Annotated in this window: 18 protein-coding genes; 15 read left to right on the forward strand and 3 right to left on the reverse strand. The window is 75.1% G+C overall.

Features of this window, described 5'->3' with window-relative positions; all coding sequences use genetic code 11:
• The first annotated feature begins 15 nt into the window (after window positions 1–15).
• The 8 genes from pyrF to SPOPO_RS0120790 all read left to right on the forward strand — a co-directional run bounded on the left by pyrF (window position 16) and on the right by SPOPO_RS0120790 (window position 6360).
• Window positions 16–846, forward strand: coding sequence for an orotidine-5'-phosphate decarboxylase (gene pyrF / locus SPOPO_RS0120755; RefSeq protein ID WP_019876978.1), 831 nt, complete (start codon window positions 16–18; stop codon window positions 844–846).
• A 72-nt stretch (window positions 847–918) separates the two neighbouring features.
• The gene (gene mihF, locus SPOPO_RS0120760; protein ID WP_028984968.1) at window positions 919–1236 is read left to right on the forward strand and encodes an integration host factor, actinobacterial type; all 318 of its coding nucleotides are present in this window, start codon (window positions 919–921) and stop codon (window positions 1234–1236) included.
• A gap of 2 nt (window positions 1237–1238) precedes the next feature.
• On the forward strand, window positions 1239–1835 hold the full coding sequence (gene gmk, locus SPOPO_RS0120765) for a guanylate kinase (protein WP_084671373.1): 597 nt from the start codon (window positions 1239–1241) through the stop codon (window positions 1833–1835).
• Between the two features lie 53 nt (window positions 1836–1888).
• Complete coding sequence (rpoZ, locus tag SPOPO_RS0120770; RefSeq protein WP_019876981.1) at window positions 1889–2164, forward strand: DNA-directed RNA polymerase subunit omega; 276 nt, start codon at window positions 1889–1891, stop codon at window positions 2162–2164.
• A 25-nt stretch (window positions 2165–2189) separates the two neighbouring features.
• Window positions 2190–3428 (forward strand): bifunctional phosphopantothenoylcysteine decarboxylase/phosphopantothenate--cysteine ligase CoaBC, encoded by a 1239-nt coding sequence (gene coaBC, locus SPOPO_RS0120775; RefSeq protein ID WP_019876982.1) that lies wholly within the window; start codon window positions 2190–2192, stop codon window positions 3426–3428.
• A 48-nt stretch (window positions 3429–3476) separates the two neighbouring features.
• On the forward strand, window positions 3477–4640 hold the full coding sequence (locus SPOPO_RS30845) for a hypothetical protein (RefSeq protein ID WP_019876983.1): 1164 nt from the start codon (window positions 3477–3479) through the stop codon (window positions 4638–4640).
• Window positions 4641–4648: 8 nt separating this feature from the next.
• A complete protein-coding gene (locus SPOPO_RS0120785) occupies window positions 4649–5554 on the forward strand; it encodes an ATP-binding cassette domain-containing protein (protein WP_028984970.1) in 906 nt (301 codons plus the stop codon).
• Complete coding sequence (locus SPOPO_RS0120790) at window positions 5551–6360, forward strand: ABC transporter permease (RefSeq protein ID WP_019876985.1); 810 nt, start codon at window positions 5551–5553, stop codon at window positions 6358–6360. The genes SPOPO_RS0120785 and SPOPO_RS0120790 overlap by 4 nt, the downstream gene beginning before the upstream one ends.
• Window positions 6361–6365: 5 nt before the next feature.
• On the opposite strand, the gene SPOPO_RS0120795 is transcribed toward SPOPO_RS0120790, so the two are convergent.
• Together SPOPO_RS0120795 and SPOPO_RS0120800 are read right to left on the reverse strand one after the other, a co-directional pair.
• Window positions 6366–7193 carry an esterase/lipase family protein gene (locus SPOPO_RS0120795; protein WP_019876986.1) on the reverse strand — a complete coding sequence of 276 codons (828 nt, stop codon included), beginning with the start codon at window positions 7191–7193 and terminating at the stop codon, window positions 6366–6368.
• Between the two features lie 4 nt (window positions 7194–7197).
• Entirely contained in the window at window positions 7198–7653 is a 456-nt protein-coding gene (locus SPOPO_RS0120800) for a cupin domain-containing protein (RefSeq protein WP_028984972.1), read from the reverse strand.
• Between the two features lie 101 nt (window positions 7654–7754).
• Here SPOPO_RS0120800 and SPOPO_RS33100 point away from each other — a divergent pair, with 101 nt between their 5' ends.
• The 3 genes from SPOPO_RS33100 to metK all read left to right on the forward strand — a co-directional run bounded on the left by SPOPO_RS33100 (window position 7755) and on the right by metK (window position 10418).
• On the forward strand, window positions 7755–8312 hold the full coding sequence (locus tag SPOPO_RS33100) for a phosphatase PAP2 family protein (protein ID WP_019876989.1): 558 nt from the start codon (window positions 7755–7757) through the stop codon (window positions 8310–8312).
• Between the two features lie 33 nt (window positions 8313–8345).
• Window positions 8346–9161 (forward strand): maleylpyruvate isomerase N-terminal domain-containing protein, encoded by an 816-nt coding sequence (locus SPOPO_RS0120810; RefSeq protein ID WP_019876991.1) that lies wholly within the window; start codon window positions 8346–8348, stop codon window positions 9159–9161.
• Between the two features lie 63 nt (window positions 9162–9224).
• Window positions 9225–10418 carry a methionine adenosyltransferase gene (gene metK, locus SPOPO_RS0120815; RefSeq protein WP_019876992.1) on the forward strand — a complete coding sequence of 398 codons (1194 nt, stop codon included), beginning with the start codon at window positions 9225–9227 and terminating at the stop codon, window positions 10416–10418.
• A gap of 118 nt (window positions 10419–10536) precedes the next feature.
• Here the strand turns inward: metK and SPOPO_RS30855 are convergent, their stop codons facing one another.
• The gene (locus SPOPO_RS30855; RefSeq protein WP_019876993.1) at window positions 10537–11439 is read right to left on the reverse strand and encodes a poly(ethylene terephthalate) hydrolase family protein; all 903 of its coding nucleotides are present in this window, start codon (window positions 11437–11439) and stop codon (window positions 10537–10539) included.
• Between the two features lie 196 nt (window positions 11440–11635).
• Here SPOPO_RS30855 and SPOPO_RS0120825 point away from each other — a divergent pair, with 196 nt between their 5' ends.
• The 4 genes from SPOPO_RS0120825 (at window position 11636) to SPOPO_RS0120840 (ending at window position 16709) form a co-directional block, all read left to right on the forward strand.
• Entirely contained in the window at window positions 11636–13690 is a 2055-nt protein-coding gene (locus SPOPO_RS0120825; RefSeq protein WP_019876994.1) for a primosomal protein N', read from the forward strand.
• A 65-nt stretch (window positions 13691–13755) separates the two neighbouring features.
• A complete protein-coding gene (def, locus tag SPOPO_RS0120830) occupies window positions 13756–14301 on the forward strand; it encodes a peptide deformylase (RefSeq protein ID WP_019876995.1) in 546 nt (181 codons plus the stop codon).
• Between the two features lie 9 nt (window positions 14302–14310).
• Window positions 14311–15249, forward strand: a complete 939-nt coding sequence (fmt, locus tag SPOPO_RS0120835) for a methionyl-tRNA formyltransferase (RefSeq protein ID WP_019876996.1) — start codon at window positions 14311–14313, stop codon at window positions 15247–15249.
• Entirely contained in the window at window positions 15246–16709 is a 1464-nt protein-coding gene (locus SPOPO_RS0120840; protein WP_019876998.1) for an RsmB/NOP family class I SAM-dependent RNA methyltransferase, read from the forward strand. Before fmt ends, SPOPO_RS0120840 begins: the two co-directional genes overlap by 4 nt.
• Window positions 16710–16832 lie beyond the last annotated feature (123 nt).

Genomic DNA, 16832 nt, shown 5'->3' on the forward strand with positions numbered 1-16832 from the left:
CGTAGGGTCGAGACCATGACGGAACCCTTCGGTCAGCGGCTCTGGAACGCGGTCGCCTCGCACGGCCCGCTGTGCGTCGGGATCGACCCCCACGCCTCGCTCCTGGCGGCCTGGGGGCTCCCGGACGACGCCGGCGGGGCGGAGCGGTTCGGCCGCACCGTGGTCGAGGCGCTGGCCGGGCGCGTAGCCGTCGTGAAGCCGCAGTCGGCGTTCTTCGAGCGGTTCGGCGCGGCCGGGGTGTCGGCGCTGGAGCGCACGGTCGCGGACGCGCGGGCGGCCGGTCTGCTGGTCCTGCTCGACGTCAAGCGCGGCGACATCGGGACGACCGCCGCCGCCTACGCGCAGGCCTACCTGGACCCCGCCAGTCCGCTCTGCGCGGACGCCCTGACCGTCTCGCCCTACCTGGGCTTCGGCTCGCTGCAGCCCTTCCTCGACGCCGCGGCGGCCCACGGCGGCGGCGTCTTCGTGCTCGCCCTGACCTCCAACCCGGAGGGGCCGCAGGTGCAGCACGCGCGTACCGCCGAGGGACGCACCGTGGCGGGGAGCATGCTCTCCGCAGTCGCGGCCGCGAACGCGGGGCAGGCTCCGCAGGGTTCGATCGGCGTCGTCGTCGGCGCCACGATCGGTGACACGGCAGAGGACCTGGCGATCAACGGTCCGCTCCTCGTGCCCGGCCTGGGTGCGCAGGGTGGCGGCGCGGACGACCTGCGCCGGCTCTTCGGTCCCGTCGCCCCGCACGTCCTGCCGAGCGTCTCCCGGGAGATCCTCGGGGCGGGCCCGGATCCGGCGGCGCTGGCGGATGCCGCCGCCCGGGCCGGTGACCTGTACGCAGCCGTTTTGCGGTAGCGTCGCCGCTGGTGGCACGGCGGATGCCATCACGAAGTCGAGTCCGAACGAGTAAGTCGAGGTGACCCTGCCGTGGCCCTTCCCCCGCTGACTCCCGAGCAGCGTGCCGCAGCACTTGAGAAGGCCGCCATTGCCCGGCGGGAGCGCGCCGAGGTGAAGAACCGCCTCAAGCACTCCGGGGCCTCCCTCGCGCAGGTGATCAAGGAGGGGCAGGAGAACGAGATTATCGGCAAGATGAAGGTCTCGGCCCTGCTCGAATCCATGCCGGGTGTCGGCAAGGTGCGCGCGAAGCAGATCATGGAGCGCCTGGGCATCTCCGAGACGCGTCGCGTCCGCGGCCTCGGCACGAACCAGATCGCGGCGCTCGAGCGCGACTTCGGCTCGAGCTGAGCTTGTCCGCATCTGACGGGGCGTCGGTTCCGGCCCCCCGCCTGATCGTGCTCTCCGGGCCGTCAGGGGTGGGCAAGTCGACGCTCCTGGCGTACCTGCGCACGCACAACCCGGAGTGGTGGCTGTCGGTCTCCGCGACGACTCGCTTCCCGCGCCCGGGAGAGCGGCACGGTGTCGAGTACTACTTCGTCAGCCGGGCCGACTTCGAGGCGATGGCTGCCGCCGGCGACCTGCTGGAGTGGGCCGAGTTCGCGGGCAATCTCTACGGCACACCGCGGCTGCCGGTCGAGGACCGGCTGGCCTCCGGCCAGTCCGTCCTGCTGGAGCTGGAGCTGGAGGGTGCCCGGCAGGTCCGGCAGGCGATGCCGGAGGCGCTGCTGGTCTTCCTCAAGCCGCCGAGCTGGGACGAGCTGGTCCGCCGGCTCACCCACCGCGGCACCGAGCCGCAGGACGTCATCGACGCCCGCCTGGCCCGTGCGCGGGAGGAACTCGCGGCCGAGTCCGAGTTCGACGTGTCGCTGGTCAACACGTCGGTCGAGGACGTGGCCGCCGAACTGGTAGCCTTGACCCGGGCGCCGAGTCCACGACCCGCCCCCTGACCTGCACCGATGCGGGTCGCGAATCGCTCCAGACCCCTGCTGAAAGGCACCACGTGTCCGCTTCCGCCACCGGCGAGGGCATCACCAACCCGCCGATCGACGAGCTGCTCGAGGCCACCGACTCCAAATACAGCCTGGTGTCCTACGCCGCCAAGCGGGCCCGGCAGATCAACGCGTACTACTCGCAGCTCGGCGAGGGCCTGCTCGAGTACGTCGGGCCGCTGGTCGAGACCCACGTCCACGAGAAGCCGCTCTCGATCGCGATGCGCGAGATCAACGCCGGCCTGCTCACGTCCGAGCCGCTCGAGCCCGCCCCGACCGCGGTCTGACCGCGGTCGAACGTACCCGCCGGCCATGCCCGACGCGCAGGGTCGTCCCCGGGTCGTCCTCGGGGTCACCGGCGGCATCGCCGCGTACAAGGCCTGCGAGCTGCTACGCCGCCTCACCGAGGGCGGCGCGTCGGTGCGCGTCGTGCCGACCGAGTCGGCCCTGAAGTTCGTCGGCGCCGCCACCTGGGCGGCCCTGTCCGGGCAGCCCGTCTCGACGTCGGTCTTCGACGACGTCCACGAGGTCCCGCACGTGCGCATCGGCCAGCAGGCCGACCTCGTCGTTGTCGCGCCGGCGACGGCGGACCTGCTCGCGAAGGCCGCCCACGGGCAGGCCGACGACCTGCTGACCGGGACGCTGCTCACCGCCCGGTGCCCGGTGCTGTACGCGCCGGCGATGCACACCGAGATGTGGGAGCACCCCGCCACGGTCGAGAACGTGGCGACGCTGCGCCGCCGCGGGGCGATCGTCCTCGACCCCGCCTCGGGCCGGCTCACCGGCGCCGACACCGGGCCCGGCCGGCTGCCCGAACCCGCCCAGATCTACGCCGCCGCGATCCGGCTGCTCGAGCGCGGTCCGGCCGTTCCCGACCTCGCCGGCCGCCGCGTCGTGATCTCCGCCGGCGGAACCCGTGAGCCGCTCGACCCCGTCCGGTTCCTCGGGAACCGCTCGACCGGTCTGCAGGGGTACGCGCTCGCCGAGACCGCCCTCGCGCGCGGCGCCGAGGTCGTGCTCGTGTCCGCGAACGTCGAACTACCCGACCCGGCCGGGGCGAAGGTCGTCCGCGTCGGCACCGCCGAGGAGCTGCGGACCGCGGTGTTCGAGGCCGCGTCCGACGCCGCCGTCGTCGTCATGGCCGCCGCCGTCGCCGACTTCCGCCCGGCGCAGCGGGTCGACGCCAAGATCAAGAAGTCCGACGCCGATCCCGAACCCCTCGCGCTGGTCCGCAACCCCGACGTGCTCGCGGAGCTGTGCGCGGACCGCCCGCGCCCCGGGCAGATCATCGTCGGGTTCGCCGCCGAGACCGGCGACGCCGACGGGACGGTCCTCGACCACGGCCGGGCCAAGCTCGCCCGCAAGCGCTGCGACCTGCTGGTGGTCAACGACGTCGGGGCCGACGCGGACGGACGAAGCAAGGCATTCGGGTCACCGGACAACGCCGCCGTGATCCTCGGTGCCGACGGCAGCGAGACGCCCGTGGCGCGCGGCCCCAAGGCCGTCCTCTCCGACGCGATCTGGGACCTGGCGCTCGCGCGTCTGACCTGACGCTCCCTCAGGAGAGCGCGCCGGCCGTTCGCCACGTACCGTGGCCCGGTGGGCGTCGCGGCGCGACAGACGCGTGGACGATGGGCGCTGGTCGCCGGCGGCCTCGCCGTGCTCGCCTCGCTGCCGGCGCTGATCGGGGCCTGGCCCGTCTCGGCCCCCGACGTGGAGCCGGCGGAGCTGCGCGAGCGGATCCTGGCATCGGCCGACGTGGCCTACGCCGGGTACGCCGAGAGTGACGGCTCCCTCGGGATGCCCGACCTGCCGGCGATCGACAACGTGGGGGCGCTGCTCGGCAGCGTCACGCGGCTGCGGGTGTGGGAGTCGCCGGACGGCTCGCGCGTCGACGTCCTGACGCCGACCGGGGAGCGCGGCCTGTACGAGGAGCCCGCCCGGCCGGGACGCCCGGTGGGGCCGTCGGGCTCCGGACCGGTCGGGACGGGCCTGTTCTCGTGGGACTTCGAGGAGAACACGACGACGGCGCTCTTCGGTGAGCCCGGCCTGCGGCTGCCCCGCGCCGCCGACCTGGCGCCGCCGCGGTTGGCCCGCCGCCTGCTCGGCGGACCGCGCGGCGCGGAGCGGTTGGAGGCGTTGCCGGACCGGCGCGTGGCCGGGGTCGCGGCAGCCGGGGTGCGCCTGGTCGTCACGGACCCGGAGACGACCGTGGGCCACGTGGACGTGTGGGCGGATCCGCGGACCGGACTGCCCCTCGAGGTCCGCGTCGTCGGTCGCGGTGGCGGCGCACCCGGGCTGCGCACGCGGTTCCTCGATCTGACGCAGGGTCCGGGCGCGGTCCCGACCGACGTCCTCGAACCGCCGCACCCGGAGGGCGGCCGGCGGGCGGAGGCGTTGGTCAGCTCGATCGGTCGCATCGACCAGTTCGCACCCGACGTCCTGCCGGACCGGCTCGCGGGCCGGGCGAGCTCCCAGGTCGTCGACGCCGGGCGGTCGGTGCGCACCTACGGGCAGGGGTTCTCGACGTTCGGCGCGCTCGCGCTGCCGCCGGGGCTGGGGTTCCGCGTCTACGACACCGCCCGGTCCGCGGGCGGGGTGGCCGTGGAGCTCGAGGGCGGTGATGCCGTCCTGCTGACGACGCCGCTGCTGAACCTGCTCGTGGTCTCGGCGCACCGCGGCCCCGGCTTCGTCGTCGCGGGCCCGGTGGGGCGGGACCTGCTCGCGGAGGCGGCGCTCGACCTGCTGGCGGTCACGTCGTGACGGCGTCCGTGATCCGCACCCGCGGGCTGACGAAGCGATTCGGCAGCTTTGCCGCCGTCGACGGGGTGGACCTCGACGTCCGTGAGGGCGACATCTACGGGTTCCTCGGCCCCAACGGGTCCGGCAAGACGACGGTCGTGCGGATGCTGCTCGGCCTCGTCCACGCGACCGCGGGGGAGATCGAGGTGCTGGGCGCTCCGGTGCCGGCCCGGGTGCGTGAGGTGCTGCCCGCCGTCGGGGCGCTCGTCGAGGGGCCGGCGGCCTACGGGCACCTGTCCGGGCGGCGGAACCTCGCGCTGCTGGACGCGGCGGGGCCGGGCAGCCGGCGCGCGTCGCGGGCGGGCCGGGTGGACGACGCACTGGCCCGCGTCGGGCTCGGCGGCATCGACAACCGGCCCGTGCGGGCGTACTCGCTCGGTATGCGACAGCGGCTCGGCCTCGCGGCGGCGCTGCTGGTGCCGCGGCAACTGCTCGTCCTCGACGAGCCGACCAACGGCCTCGACCCGGGCGGCATCGGCGAGGTGCGCTCGCTGCTCGCGGAGCTGCACGCCGCCGGGACGACGGTGTTCATGTCCTCGCACCTGCTCGCGGAGATCGAGGCGACCTGCGACCGCGTCGGCGTCCTCGACCGCGGGCGGCTGCTCGTCGAGGACTCGCTGGCGGCGTTGCGGGCTCCGACGGGGCGCGTGATCGTCGAGACGCCGGACCCGGACGTGGCGGTCGCCGCCCTCGACGGCCGGGTCGAGGAGTGGATCGGCGACCGGCTCGCGGTCCGCGCCGACGACCCGGCGGAACTGACGGCTCATCTGGTCGGGCGCGGGGTCCGGGTCATCGGCGTCGCGGTGGAGCGACGGACGCTCGAGGACGTCGTGCTCTCCATGGTCGGTGCCGGCAGCGATCGGGTCGACCGATGATCCGCGTCGAGCTGGTGAAGATGCTCCGCCGCCCGCGGACGTGGGTGAGCGTGTTTCTGCTCTGCCTGCTGCCGACGGTCGTCGCGATCTTCGTGTCGGTGCGTGACATCGGTCCGCGGCCGGGGGAGGGACCGGCGTTCCTGTCCGCGGTCCTGAACAACGGGGCGCTGTACCCGGCGGCGGCGCTGGCCATCGTGCTGCCGATCTTCCTGCCGGTGTCGGTCGCCCTCATGGCGGGCGAGGCCATCGCGGGCGAGGCGAACGCCGGCACCCTGCGCTACCTGCTGATCCGGCCCGTCAGCCGGACCCGCCTGCTCGTCGCGAAGCTGATCGCGGTCGTGGTGTTCGTCCTCGGCGCGGTGGTGATCGTCGCGCTCGTCTCACTCGTCGTCGGTCTGACGTTGCTCGGCAACGAACGCGGCTCGGTGGTCTCGGTCTCCGGCGCGGAGCTGACGCCTACTCAGGTGGCGGGTCGCATGATCCTCGCCGTCGGGTTCATCGGGTTCTCGATGGTGGGCGTCGCCGCGGTCGCGCTCTTCCTGTCGACGGTGAGCGACTCACCCTCCGGCGCCGCCCTCGGCGCGCTGGCGGGGCTCGTCGGGAGCCAGGTGCTCGTCTCGCTCCAGGCGTCCTCCCCGGTCGCCCCATACCTCCCGACCCGCTACTGGCTCGCGTGGGTCGACCTGTTCCGCGACCCGATCCTCTGGCGCGAGATCGAACGCGGCGTCGGGATCCAGATCGTCTACGCCGCGGTCTTCCTCGCCCTCGCCTGGGCGAACCTCGCGTCGAAGGACATCACCGCGTAGATCCGTCAGGAGCAGACCGCGGCGGTCGGGGCGGCGAGGGGGGCCGGGGCGAGGACGCGGTCGAGGATGCGGCGGACGACGGGGTCGGTGGGGAGCCCACCGTGGCCGACGGTGACGGCGGGGCACAGCTCCTGGAGGTCGATGTTCGTCGCGCCGGCGAGGCGGGACGAGGTCGGCGGGGTGACGGTGGTGTCGAAGCGGGTCCAGATCGAGATCCAGGCCGGGTGGTCGGTGGCGGCGACGCCGTCCGGGCCGAGGCTGCGGACGAGATCCGAGCCGGGGACGAGCTGCTGGCACGCCTCGGGGCAGAGGACGGGACCGAGCGCGGCGCCCGCGGCGGCGATCTGGGTGCCGGCGAACGGCGAGCCGAGGGTGACGATCCGGCGCGCGCGGGCGGCCCCGTCGTGCTCCTGGGCCCAGAGCAGCGCGACCACGCCGCCGGCGGAGTAGCCGACGAGATCGACCGACGGCGCCCCGGCGCGCAGGGCGGCGGTCACGGCCGCCTCGACGGCGTCGACCTGTTTCCGGAGGTCCCCGGTGTTGAGCGCGGCGGCACCCGCGACGACCGCGGCGTCCCGCCCGTCCGCCCGCAGCGCGGCCGCGAGGCGCTCCAGGTTGGCGCTGGGCGCGCCGTAGCCGGGGACGAGCACGACCGGGCCCGGGCGGTCCGGGGCCGCCACGGCGGTCGGCGCCGAGGTCGCGTCGTCGTCGCCGGACGTCAGGGCCGCGGACCCGGCCGCGAGCAGCGTCACGACGACGGCCGCGGTGACCACGCGCGCGACGCGGCGGCGGGGCGGGCTCAGGTTGCGGAACGGGGCGGGGAGGGCCGGCACCGGGTCATCGTTGCTCGAGCGAGCCCACGAGGCGGAAGTCGGCGAAGTCGAAACCCGGGACAACCACGCACGAGACGAGGACCTCGGCGTCGCGGGCGGGCCGGGCGGACTGCCAGACGCCGGGCGGGACGAGCAGCGAGGGGAGTTCGCCGGCCTCGACGTCCGCGCCGAGGAGGTGCTCGGCCGGGCCGGTGGGGGCGTCCTCGTCCCCGCCGAGGGTCAGAACGAGCGGGCCGCCCCGGTGCCAGAACCAGAGCTCGGCGGATCGGACCTGGTGCCAGACCGAGGACTCGCCGGGGCCGAGCAGGTAGTGGATCGCCGTGCCCGCGCTCCGCGGCCCGGAGTACCCCGGCAGCCCGGTCAGTTCCAGCGGCGACCGCCAGGTCTCCCGGTACCAGCCGCCCTCCGGGTGGGGTGCCAGGTCGAGCAGCTCGGCCAACGGTGGACGCAATCCGGTCATGTCGGGCAGCGTCGCAGATTCGGTGATCCAATTGACCACCACGGGGCGCGGGCGCGCGCCATGCTGTGATGGGCGCCGAGGGGGCTGAGGGTGGACGCGGCATGAACACGGATCTGTTGCTCGAGATCAACGGGTGGTCGGGCAACTCGGTCGTCGACGAGGTCATGAAGTTCGCCGCCGGGACGATGATCTACGGCGTCTTCGTCGTGCTCGCCGTGCTGTGCGTGCTCCAGCTGATGGCCCGTCGCCTGGACCGTCTGATCCTGATCGGGACCTCGCTGGTGCTGGCGCTCGCGCTCGGCCGCGGGGCCGCCGAGCTGTTCCCGAACGAGCGGCCCTTCACCGAGCACCCCGAGGTGAAGCAACTCGTCCACCACGAGCCGGGCCAGTCGTTCCCGAGCGACCACTCGCTGGCCGCGTTCGGCATTGCGTTCGCGGTCCTCGCCTTCCTGTCCGTGCGCTGGGGCGCCGCGCTCCTCGCCGTCGCGGCACTCGTCGGGTTCTCCCGCATCTACGTCGGCGTGCACTACCCGGCCGACATCGTCGGCGCCGCCGCCTTCGCCGGGATCGCGGTCGGTGCGGTGGCGCTGGCGGCCCGGTCCGGTCCCGTCGCGCGGCTGCTGGCGACCCGCTTCCCGGTCGACGCCCGGGCGGCGTAGGAGGACCCGACCGGGTCCGGGATCATCGGCGGCGTGACCGCCCCCGAGCACTCCCCGCCGCCCATCGACCTGCCCACCGTGGCCGCGGCCGCCGACCGCGCACTGAACCGGGTCGCCGAGCTCGTCCGCGGCATCCCCGAGCAGAGTGATCAGGCGCTGCCGGAGTGGACGATCGCGCAGACCGCGGCCCACCTGACGGGCGTCGTCGGTGCGTACATCGACATCGCCGCCGGCCAGGGCTCGCCGTACACCGACATCCGCAACGTGGCGGCGACGAACACCGAGCTGCTCGCCCGCGTCACCGACCGGACGCCGTTCCTGCTCGCGGAGCAGATCCAGGCGTTGCGGCCGGCGCTGGCCGCGGCGATCGGCGACGAGCCGGACGGCTACCGCCCCGGCCACGAGGGCGTCCCGCTGCTGCGGTCGACGGCGGTGGCGCGGATTCTCGGGGAGGCGGTGGTCCACGGCTGGGACATCGCGACGGCCGCGCAGCGCATGTGGTGGATCGAGCCGTCCGACGCGGCGCTGATCTTCCGCTCGTTCCTGCCGTTCCTGCCTCGGTTCGTCCACCCGGAGAACGCCCACGGGGTGAACGCGCGCTTCGACGTCCGCGTCCGGAAGTTCCCCGAGGCGCGAGCGGTGTTCGCGTTCCGGGACGGGCACCTGACCGTGGAGGCCGAGCCGCAGGGCCGGGTGGACTGCACGATCGTCGGTGCGCCCGCGTCGATGATCCTCGTGATCCACCGCCGGATCGGCCTGTGGAATCCGATCTCGCGGGGGCAGATGGTGGCCTGGGGGACCAAACCGTGGCTCGCGTTCCGCCTGGTGAGCCTGTTCGACCCACCCTGACCGATAAGATCTCCGGGTTGTCGGCCCGCGGATCGGGCCAGCCCCGCCAGCCTGGAGTGTGCCGTGTCGCGTCGTCTGTTCACCTCGGAATCCGTCACCGAGGGCCACCCGGACAAGATCGCGGACCAGATCAGTGACTCCATCCTCGACGCCCTCCTCAAGGAGGACCCGCGCAGCCGGGTCGCCGTCGAGACCTTGATCACCACCGGCCAGGTCCACGTCGCGGGTGAGGTCACGACCCAGGGCTACGCCGACATCCCGACGATCGTCCGCGACCGTGTCCTGGAGATCGGCTACGACTCGTCCAAGAAGGGCTTCGACGGCGCGTCCTGCGGCGTCTCGGTCTCGATCGGCTCGCAGTCGCCCGACATCGCGCAGGGCGTCGACGCGGCCTACGAGGCCCGTGAGGGCGAGGGCACCGACGAGCTCGACAAGCAGGGCGCCGGCGACCAGGGCCTGATGTTCGGTTACGCCTGCGACGACACCCCCGAGTTCATGCCGCTGCCGATCCAGCTCGCTCACCGGCTCTCGCAGCGCCTGACCGCCGTCCGCAAGTCGGGCACGGTTCCCTACCTGCGTCCGGACGGCAAGACCCAGGTCACCATCGAGTACGACGGCGACCGTCCCGTCCGCCTCGACACCGTCGTCGTCTCCTCGCAGCACGCCGACGACATCGACCTCAAGACCCTGCTCGCGCCGGACGTCGCCGACCACGTCGTCGCCCCCGAGCTCGCGAACATCGACATCGACACCGCCGGCTACCGCCTGCTGGTCAACCCGACCGGCAAGTTCGTCGTCGGTGGTCCGATGGGTGACGCCGGTCTGACCGGCCGCAAGATCATCGTCGACACCTACGGCGGCATGGCCCGGCACGGTGGTGGCGCGTTCTCCGGCAAGGACCCGTCCAAGGTCGACCGCTCCGCCGCCTACGCGATGCGCTGGGTCGCGAAGAACGTCGTCGCGGCCGGGCTCGCCCGCCGCTGCGAGGTCCAGGTCGCCTACGCCATCGGCAAGGCGCACCCGGTCGGTGTCTTCGTCGAGACCTTCGGCACCGAGAGCGTCGACCCGGCCAAGATCCAGTCGGCCGTCACGACCGTGTTCGACCTGCGTCCGGCCGCGATCATCCGCGACCTCGACCTGCTCCGCCCGATCTACACGCCGACCGCGGCGTACGGGCACTTCGGCCGCGACCTCCCGGACTTCACCTGGGAGCGCACCGACCGCGTCGACGCCCTCCGCAGCGCCTGCGGCGTCTGACGCAACTCCGGCGGCCGCGTCCCGCCTCGTGAAAACAGTGTGAAAAAAGGGTGACACCCCTTACTGCGCAGTAAGGGGTGTCACCCTTTTTTGACGCCGGGTTCTGACGGCGGGCGCGTCAGGGCGCGAGGCCCTTCGCCTGCTGGTTCTGCCAGCGGGAGTTGCGGCGGAACTCGGTCTGCTTCGGATCGACGCCGAGGAACGCGGACGCGGCGTAGGCGTCGTCTAGCAGGTGCCAGCGCAGCCAGGCGGTGAGGTACCCGAGGTACCCGCTCCGGTTCCGCTGGATCGCGAGGTGGTCAGCGCCGCGCAGGACGCCGAGCGCGCCGTGCGGGACGCGTTGGTAGTAGCCGCGTAGGCCCCCCGGCGTGGAGATCAGGCCGTCGGTTCCGCCGCCGAGGAAGAACGTCGGGGTCGTCAGGTCCGAGACGGAGAACCGGCCGCGGCGCTCGACGTAGCGGGCGTCCGGCAGGTTGATCGGGACGACGGTGTCGACGAGTCCGCCGGAGCCGTTGGCGGCGTTGATCGCGCCGCCGGCGCCCTGCGAGTGGCCCAGGGTCCCGACCCGCGTCGGGTCGAGGACGCCGAAGAACGGACTGGTCCCGTCGAGGTTCGCGCCCAGCAGGTGGCGCAGCGCCGCGAGCATCGTGCGGCCGTCGGCCTGCTGGGTGTCGGACGACCCGATGACGACGAAGCCCCACGACGCGAGGTGGCGGAACACCCCGCCGTACTGGTCGGGCGTCGCGTTGGTCCCGTTGCCCCAGACCAGGATCGGGTGCCGCGTCCCGTCGCGCCCGAGCGCGCGCGGGTGGGCGATGGAGAACGACAGCCCGTCGGGGATCGCGACCTCGCTGGTGGTGACCGCCCACGGTCCGGTGGCCCGGTACCGGTCCTCGACCGGAGATCGCGGCTCGACCTCCACCGACGGGGGCGACGACGGCGACGACGAGGGCGCCGGAACGGCGACGCCCGTGGCGATGACCGGCCCGGCGACCGCCAGGGCCAATCCGAACGTGAGCATCCGCGCAGCGCGCGGCAGAGACCGTTGCGGAGACAGCGGCACCTGATCCCCCCCGAGATCACCGACCGCCGCCGTTTCTAGCAGCGATCGCGGGTGCGCGGGCCGGATTCCGCCCGATCGGCGCTGACCGTTCGGGAAGGCCGACCTTTCCACAGGGCCCGCCGGGGAGGTGGGGGATCTCTGGTAGGACAGGCGGGTGAGCTCCGGAGGGGGACCGCCCGAGGCGGCGGTCGAGCAGCTGGAGCTCGTGCGCGAGACCGCGCGCCGCACCACGAAGTCGGTCCGGAAGAAAGAACGTGAGCCCGCCCCGGTCGCCGCGGACCGGCCGGTCGCGCGCGTCGCCGTCGACGTCCCGTTCCCGCACCTGGACCGGCCGTTCGACTACCTCGTCCCCGCCGAGCTCGACGCGGACGCCGTGCCCGGGGCGCGCGTGCGTGTCCGGTTCGCCGGCCAGCTCGTCGACGGGTTCGTCCTCGCGCGGGAGGACCGCAGCGAGCACACCGGCTCGCTGGCCCGCCTGCCCAAGGTCGTGTCGCCGGAACCGGTGCTCGCCCCGGAGATCGCGGATCTCGCCCGGGCCGTGGCGAACCGCTACGCCGGCACGGTCGCGGACGTCCTGCGCCTCGCCGTCCCGCCCCGGCACGCCCGCGTCGAGGCCGAGCCGCCCCCGGAGCGAATCCGGCCCGCCGGCGGCCTCGACCCCGGGCCCTGGGAGGCCTATCCGGACGGGGAGACGTTCCTGGCCGCCCTGGCCGACGGCCGCCCCGCCCGCGCCGTCTGGGCCGCCCTGCCGGGTGCACCGTGGGCCCCGGCCGTCGCGGCGGCGGTCGCGGCCACCCTCGCGGGCGGGCGCGGGGCGCTGGTCGTCGTGCCGGACGCCCGCGACCTGGCGCGCCTGGGCGCCGCTCTGGACGCCGCCCTCGGGCCCGGCGGCCACCTCGAGCTCACCGCGGACCTCGGGCCGGCCGAGCGGTACCGCCGCTGGCTCGCGGTCCGCCGCGGGGCCGCCCGTGCGGTGATCGGGACGCGCGCCGCGATGTTCGCCCCCGTCGCCGACCTGGGCCTCGTCGTCGTCTGGGACGACGGGGACGACCTGCACGCCGAGCCCCGGGCCCCGTACCCGCACGTGCGGGAGGTGCTGTGCCTGCGGGCGCATCTCGCGGGCGCCGCGGCGCTGATCGGCGGGTACGCCGTGACGGCGGAGGGCGCCGCGCTGGTGGAGACCGGGTGGGCCCGGTCCCTGGCCGCGCCCCGGGAGATCGTGCGGGCCCGCGGCCCCCGCGTCGCGCCGGCCGGCACCGACACCGACCTGGAGCGCGACCCCGCCGCCCGGGCCGCCCGGCTGCCCAGCGTCGCCTGGCAGACCGCGCGCGCGGCCCTGGCCAACGGGCCCGTGCTGCTGCAGGTGCCCCGGCGCGGGTACCTGCCGATCCTCGCCTGCGTCCGCTGCCGGGAGGTCGCGCGCTGCCGGGCCTGCTCGGGGCCGCTGGGGCTGGCCGCGGGGGAGCGCAGCGCAACCTGCCGGCTGTGCGCCCAGCCGGCCGAGGAGTGGGCGTGCCCGGCCTGCGGGGCGACGGCCTTCCGCTCCGTCGTGGTCGGGGTCGCGCGGACGGCCGAGGAGATCGGTCGCGCGTTCCCCAACGTGCCCGTCCGGCACTCGAGCGCCGACGGCACCGTGTTGGCCGCCGTCGACGACACCCCGGCGCTGATCCTTGCGACGCCCGGCGCGGAGCCCGAGGCTGCGCACGGCTACGCCGCGGCCCTGCTGCTCGACGGCGATGCCCTGCTCGCCCGTGCCGACCTCCGTGCCGCGGAGGAGGCCGTGCGCCGGTGGGCCAACGCGGCCGCGCTGGTGCGCCCCGGCGGGCACGTCGTGCTGATGGCCGACCCCGCCGCCCCGGCCGTGCAGGCGTTGGTCCGTTGGGACCCGTTCGGCTTCGCCGAGCGGGAACTGACGGATCGTCAGGCACTGGGCTTCCCGCCCGCCGTCCGGCTCGCGGTCCTCACCGGTCCGGCGGCCGCGATCTCCGAGCTGCTCGAGGCGGCGCGGCTGCCCGCCGCGGCGTCCCAACTCGGCCCGGTCCCGACCGGCCGCGACGGGACCGACGACGCCGCCCGGGCCGTCGTGCGCGTCCCCCGGGCCTCGGGGAGTGAGCTCGCCGCCGCCCTGCGGGCCGGCGCCGGGGTCCGGAGTGCCCGCAAGGCCGCCGGGTCCGTGCGGATCCAGATCGACCCCGCCGCCCTCGGCTGACCCCGTCGCGCGGCACCTAGACTGACGGCGGCCCTCCGCACCAACAGAATCGGGAGCTCCACCGCGTGGCGATCCAGCCCATCCGCCTGTTCGGCGACCCCGTCCTCCGCACCCCGGCGGCCCCGGTCACCGAGTTCGATCGCGAGCTCCGGCAGCTGGTCGCGGACCTGACCGACACCATGCAGGACGCCCCCGGCGTCGGCCTCGCCGCGCCCCAGATCGGCGTCGGCCTGCGCGTGTTCACGTACTGGGTGGACAACGAGCTCGGGCACCTGATCAACCCCGTCCTCGACCTCTCCGACGAGGAGCAGGACGGCGAGGAGGGCTGCCTCTCGATCCCCGGTCTGAGCTTCCCGACGACGCGGGCGCTGCGGGTCGTCGCGAAGGGGCAGAACATGTACGGGGAGCCGGTCGAGCTCGTCGGCTCCCATCTGCTGGCGCGGTGCGTCCAGCACGAGACCGACCACCTCGACGGCATCCTGTTCGTCGACCGCCTGGACGACGAGACCCGCCGCGCCGCGCTGCGGGCGATCCGGGAGTCCGCGTGGGCCGACGAGGCTCCGCCCCAGATCAGGATCTCGCCGCACGCCACCGCCGGCCGCGCGACCTGACGGCGCCTCATGCGTCTGGTCTTCGCCGGCACCCCTGAGGTCGCGCTCCCCAGCCTGCGCGCGCTGCTCGACTCGAATCACGACGTCGTCGCCGTCGTGACCCGGCCCGACGCCCCGACCGGGCGCGGCCGCGCGTTGCGTCCCAGCCCGGTCGCGGAGCTCGCGGGCGAGGCGGGGCTGGAGATTCTGCGGCCGCCCTCGCCGAAGGATCCCGAGTTCCTCGCGCGGCTCGAGCAGATCGCGCCGGACTGCGCGCCGGTCGTCGCCTACGGCGGCCTGCTGCCCGACGACGCGCTCGCGATCCCGCCGCACGGTTGGGTCAACCTGCACTTCTCCCTGCTGCCCGCGTGGCGCGGCGCCGCTCCGGTGCAGCGGGCCGTGCTCGCCGGCGACGAGATCACCGGCGCGACGACCTTCCGGATCGTCCGTGAGCTCGACGCCGGGCCGGTCTTCGGCGTCCTCACCGAGACGATCCGGCCGACCGACACCAGCGGCGACCTGCTCGGCCGCCTCGCTGACGCCGGAGCCGGGCTGTTGCTCGCCACCCTCGACGGCATCGAGGCGGGGACGGTCGACGCCGTGCCCCAGCCGGCCGACGGCGTCTCCCTCGCGCCGAAGCTGAACCCGGCCGACGCCGAGGTCGACTGGCGTGCGCCGGCGATGCACGTCGACCGGCTCATCCGCGCGTGCACCCCGGCCCCGGCGGCGTGGACGATCTTCCGCGGAGAGCGCCTGCGCCTCGGCCCCGTGACGCTCCGTCAGGACAGCCGCGGCCTCGCGCCGGGCGAGCTGCTCGTCGAGAAGAACGGGGTGCTCGTCGGTACCGGGACCCACGGTGTCGCCCTCGGCGACGTGACCGCGCCGGGCAAGAAGCCGATGCGCGCCGCCGACTGGGCGCGCGGCGCCCGCCCGACCTCCGGGGAGCTGCTCGGCGGCGAGGCGTCGTGAACGACGACCCCCGCGGCCGATCACGGCGGGGCGGCCGACCGGCATCGCGCTCCGGCGACCGTCCGCGCTCGGCCCCACGCAGCCCGCGGAACGAGCCGGCCGACCCCGCTCGCCGGGCCGCGCTCGACCTCCTGCGCGCGGTCGCCGATCGCGACGCCTACGCCAACCTCGTCCTGCCCGGCCTGCTCCGCGAGCGCGGGCTGACCGGCCGCGACGCCGCGTTCGCGACCGAGCTCGGCTACGGCACGCTGCGCGCGCAGGGCACCTACGACGCGGTCCTCGCGGCCTGCGTCGACCGTCCGCTCGAGAAGCTCGACCCCGGCGTCGTCGAGGTCCTGCGACTCGGTGCGCACCAGCTGCTCGGCCTGCAGACGCCGCCGCACGCCGCGGTCTCGGCGACGGTGGCGTTGTGCCGCGCCGCCGTCGGGCCCGGTCCGGCCGGCCTCGTGAACGCGGTGCTGCGCAAGGTCTCCGCCCGCGACCTCGACGCCTGGGTCACCGAGCTCGGTCCGGCCCGTGACGCCGACCCGGCCGGCCACCTCGCCCTGCGGCACGCACACCCGCGCTGGGTGATCTCCGCCGTCGCGGACGCGCTCGGTGCGGGGGGCCGGGCCGACTGGGACGAGGTCGAGGCCGCGCTCGCCGCGAACAACGCCCCGCCGCGGGTCACGTTGGTCGCGCGCCCCGGTCGGGCCACCGTCGACGACCTCGTCGCCACCGGAGCGCAAGCCGCCCCGTACTCGCGGGTCGGCGCGATCCTCCCCGGGGGCGACCCGGGCGGGCTCGCGCTCGTCCGCTCCGGGGCGGCCGGGGTCCAGGACGAGGGCAGCCAGCTCGTCACCCTCGCTCTCGCCGACGCGCCCCTCGACGGCCCCGACGCCCGCTGGCTGGACCTGTGCGCCGGCCCCGGCGGCAAGGCCGCGCTGCTGGCCGGGCTGGCCGGCGAACGCGGCGCCCGCCTCGTGGCCGCCGAGGTCGCCCCGCACCGCGCCCGCCTGGTCGCCGCCGCGCTCGGGAGCGAGCGCGCCGCGGCCCCCGTGGTCGCCGACGGCCGCGCCCCGGCCTGGCCCGCGGACACCTTCGACCGCGTCCTCGTCGACGCCCCCTGCACCGGCCTGGGCGCCCTGCGCCGCCGCCCGGAGAGCCGGTGGCGCCGCGAGCCCGGCGACGTCGGCCGGCTGTTCGACCTCCAGCGCGAACTCCTGCTGTCGGCGATCGGCTCCGCCCGGCCCGGCGGGCTCATCGCCTACGTCACCTGCTCCCCGCACCCGGGGGAGACCCGCGGAGTCGTCGCCGCCGCCGTCGCCGACTCGGCGCGGGCGGGCCGCCCCGTCGAGCCCGTCGACGCCCGGCCGCTGCTGCCCGGCGTCCCCGACCTCGCCGACGGCCCCCACGTCCAGCTCTGGCCCCACCGCCACGGCACCGACGCGATGTTCCTCGCCCTCCTCCGCCGCGTCTGACCCCGCCCCGTCATCCCGCAGGGCCCCCGTGTCGGCCCCCAGGAGGGGCGGGTACGCGGATCTGCGTAGCGGGGAGCCGATCCGGGGCGGACGCGGCAGAGCCGCGGGGGAGCGTGTCGGTGG

Origin of the sequence: Sporichthya polymorpha DSM 43042 (assembly GCF_000384115.1) — a bacterium.
GTDB classification, from domain to species: domain Bacteria; phylum Actinomycetota; class Actinomycetes; order Sporichthyales; family Sporichthyaceae; genus Sporichthya; species Sporichthya polymorpha.

Excerpts from the sequence above, each read along its gene's own strand:
- fmt (WP_019876996.1), top strand. The coding sequence starts at position 14,311 with ATGCGTCTGGTCTTCGCCGGCACCCCTGAGGTCGCGCTCCCCAGCCTG.
- coaBC (WP_019876982.1), top strand. The coding sequence starts at position 2,190 with ATGCCCGACGCGCAGGGTCGTCCCCGGGTCGTCCTCGGGGTCACCGGC.
- SPOPO_RS33100 (WP_019876989.1), top strand. The coding sequence starts at position 7,755 with ATGAACACGGATCTGTTGCTCGAGATCAACGGGTGGTCGGGCAACTCG.
- SPOPO_RS30855 (WP_019876993.1), bottom strand. The coding sequence starts at position 11,439 with ATGCTCACGTTCGGATTGGCCCTGGCGGTCGCCGGGCCGGTCATCGCC.
- SPOPO_RS0120790 (WP_019876985.1), top strand. The coding sequence starts at position 5,551 with ATGATCCGCGTCGAGCTGGTGAAGATGCTCCGCCGCCCGCGGACGTGG.
- pyrF (WP_019876978.1), top strand. The coding sequence starts at position 16 with ATGACGGAACCCTTCGGTCAGCGGCTCTGGAACGCGGTCGCCTCGCAC.
- SPOPO_RS0120800 (WP_028984972.1), bottom strand. The coding sequence starts at position 7,653 with ATGACCGGATTGCGTCCACCGTTGGCCGAGCTGCTCGACCTGGCACCC.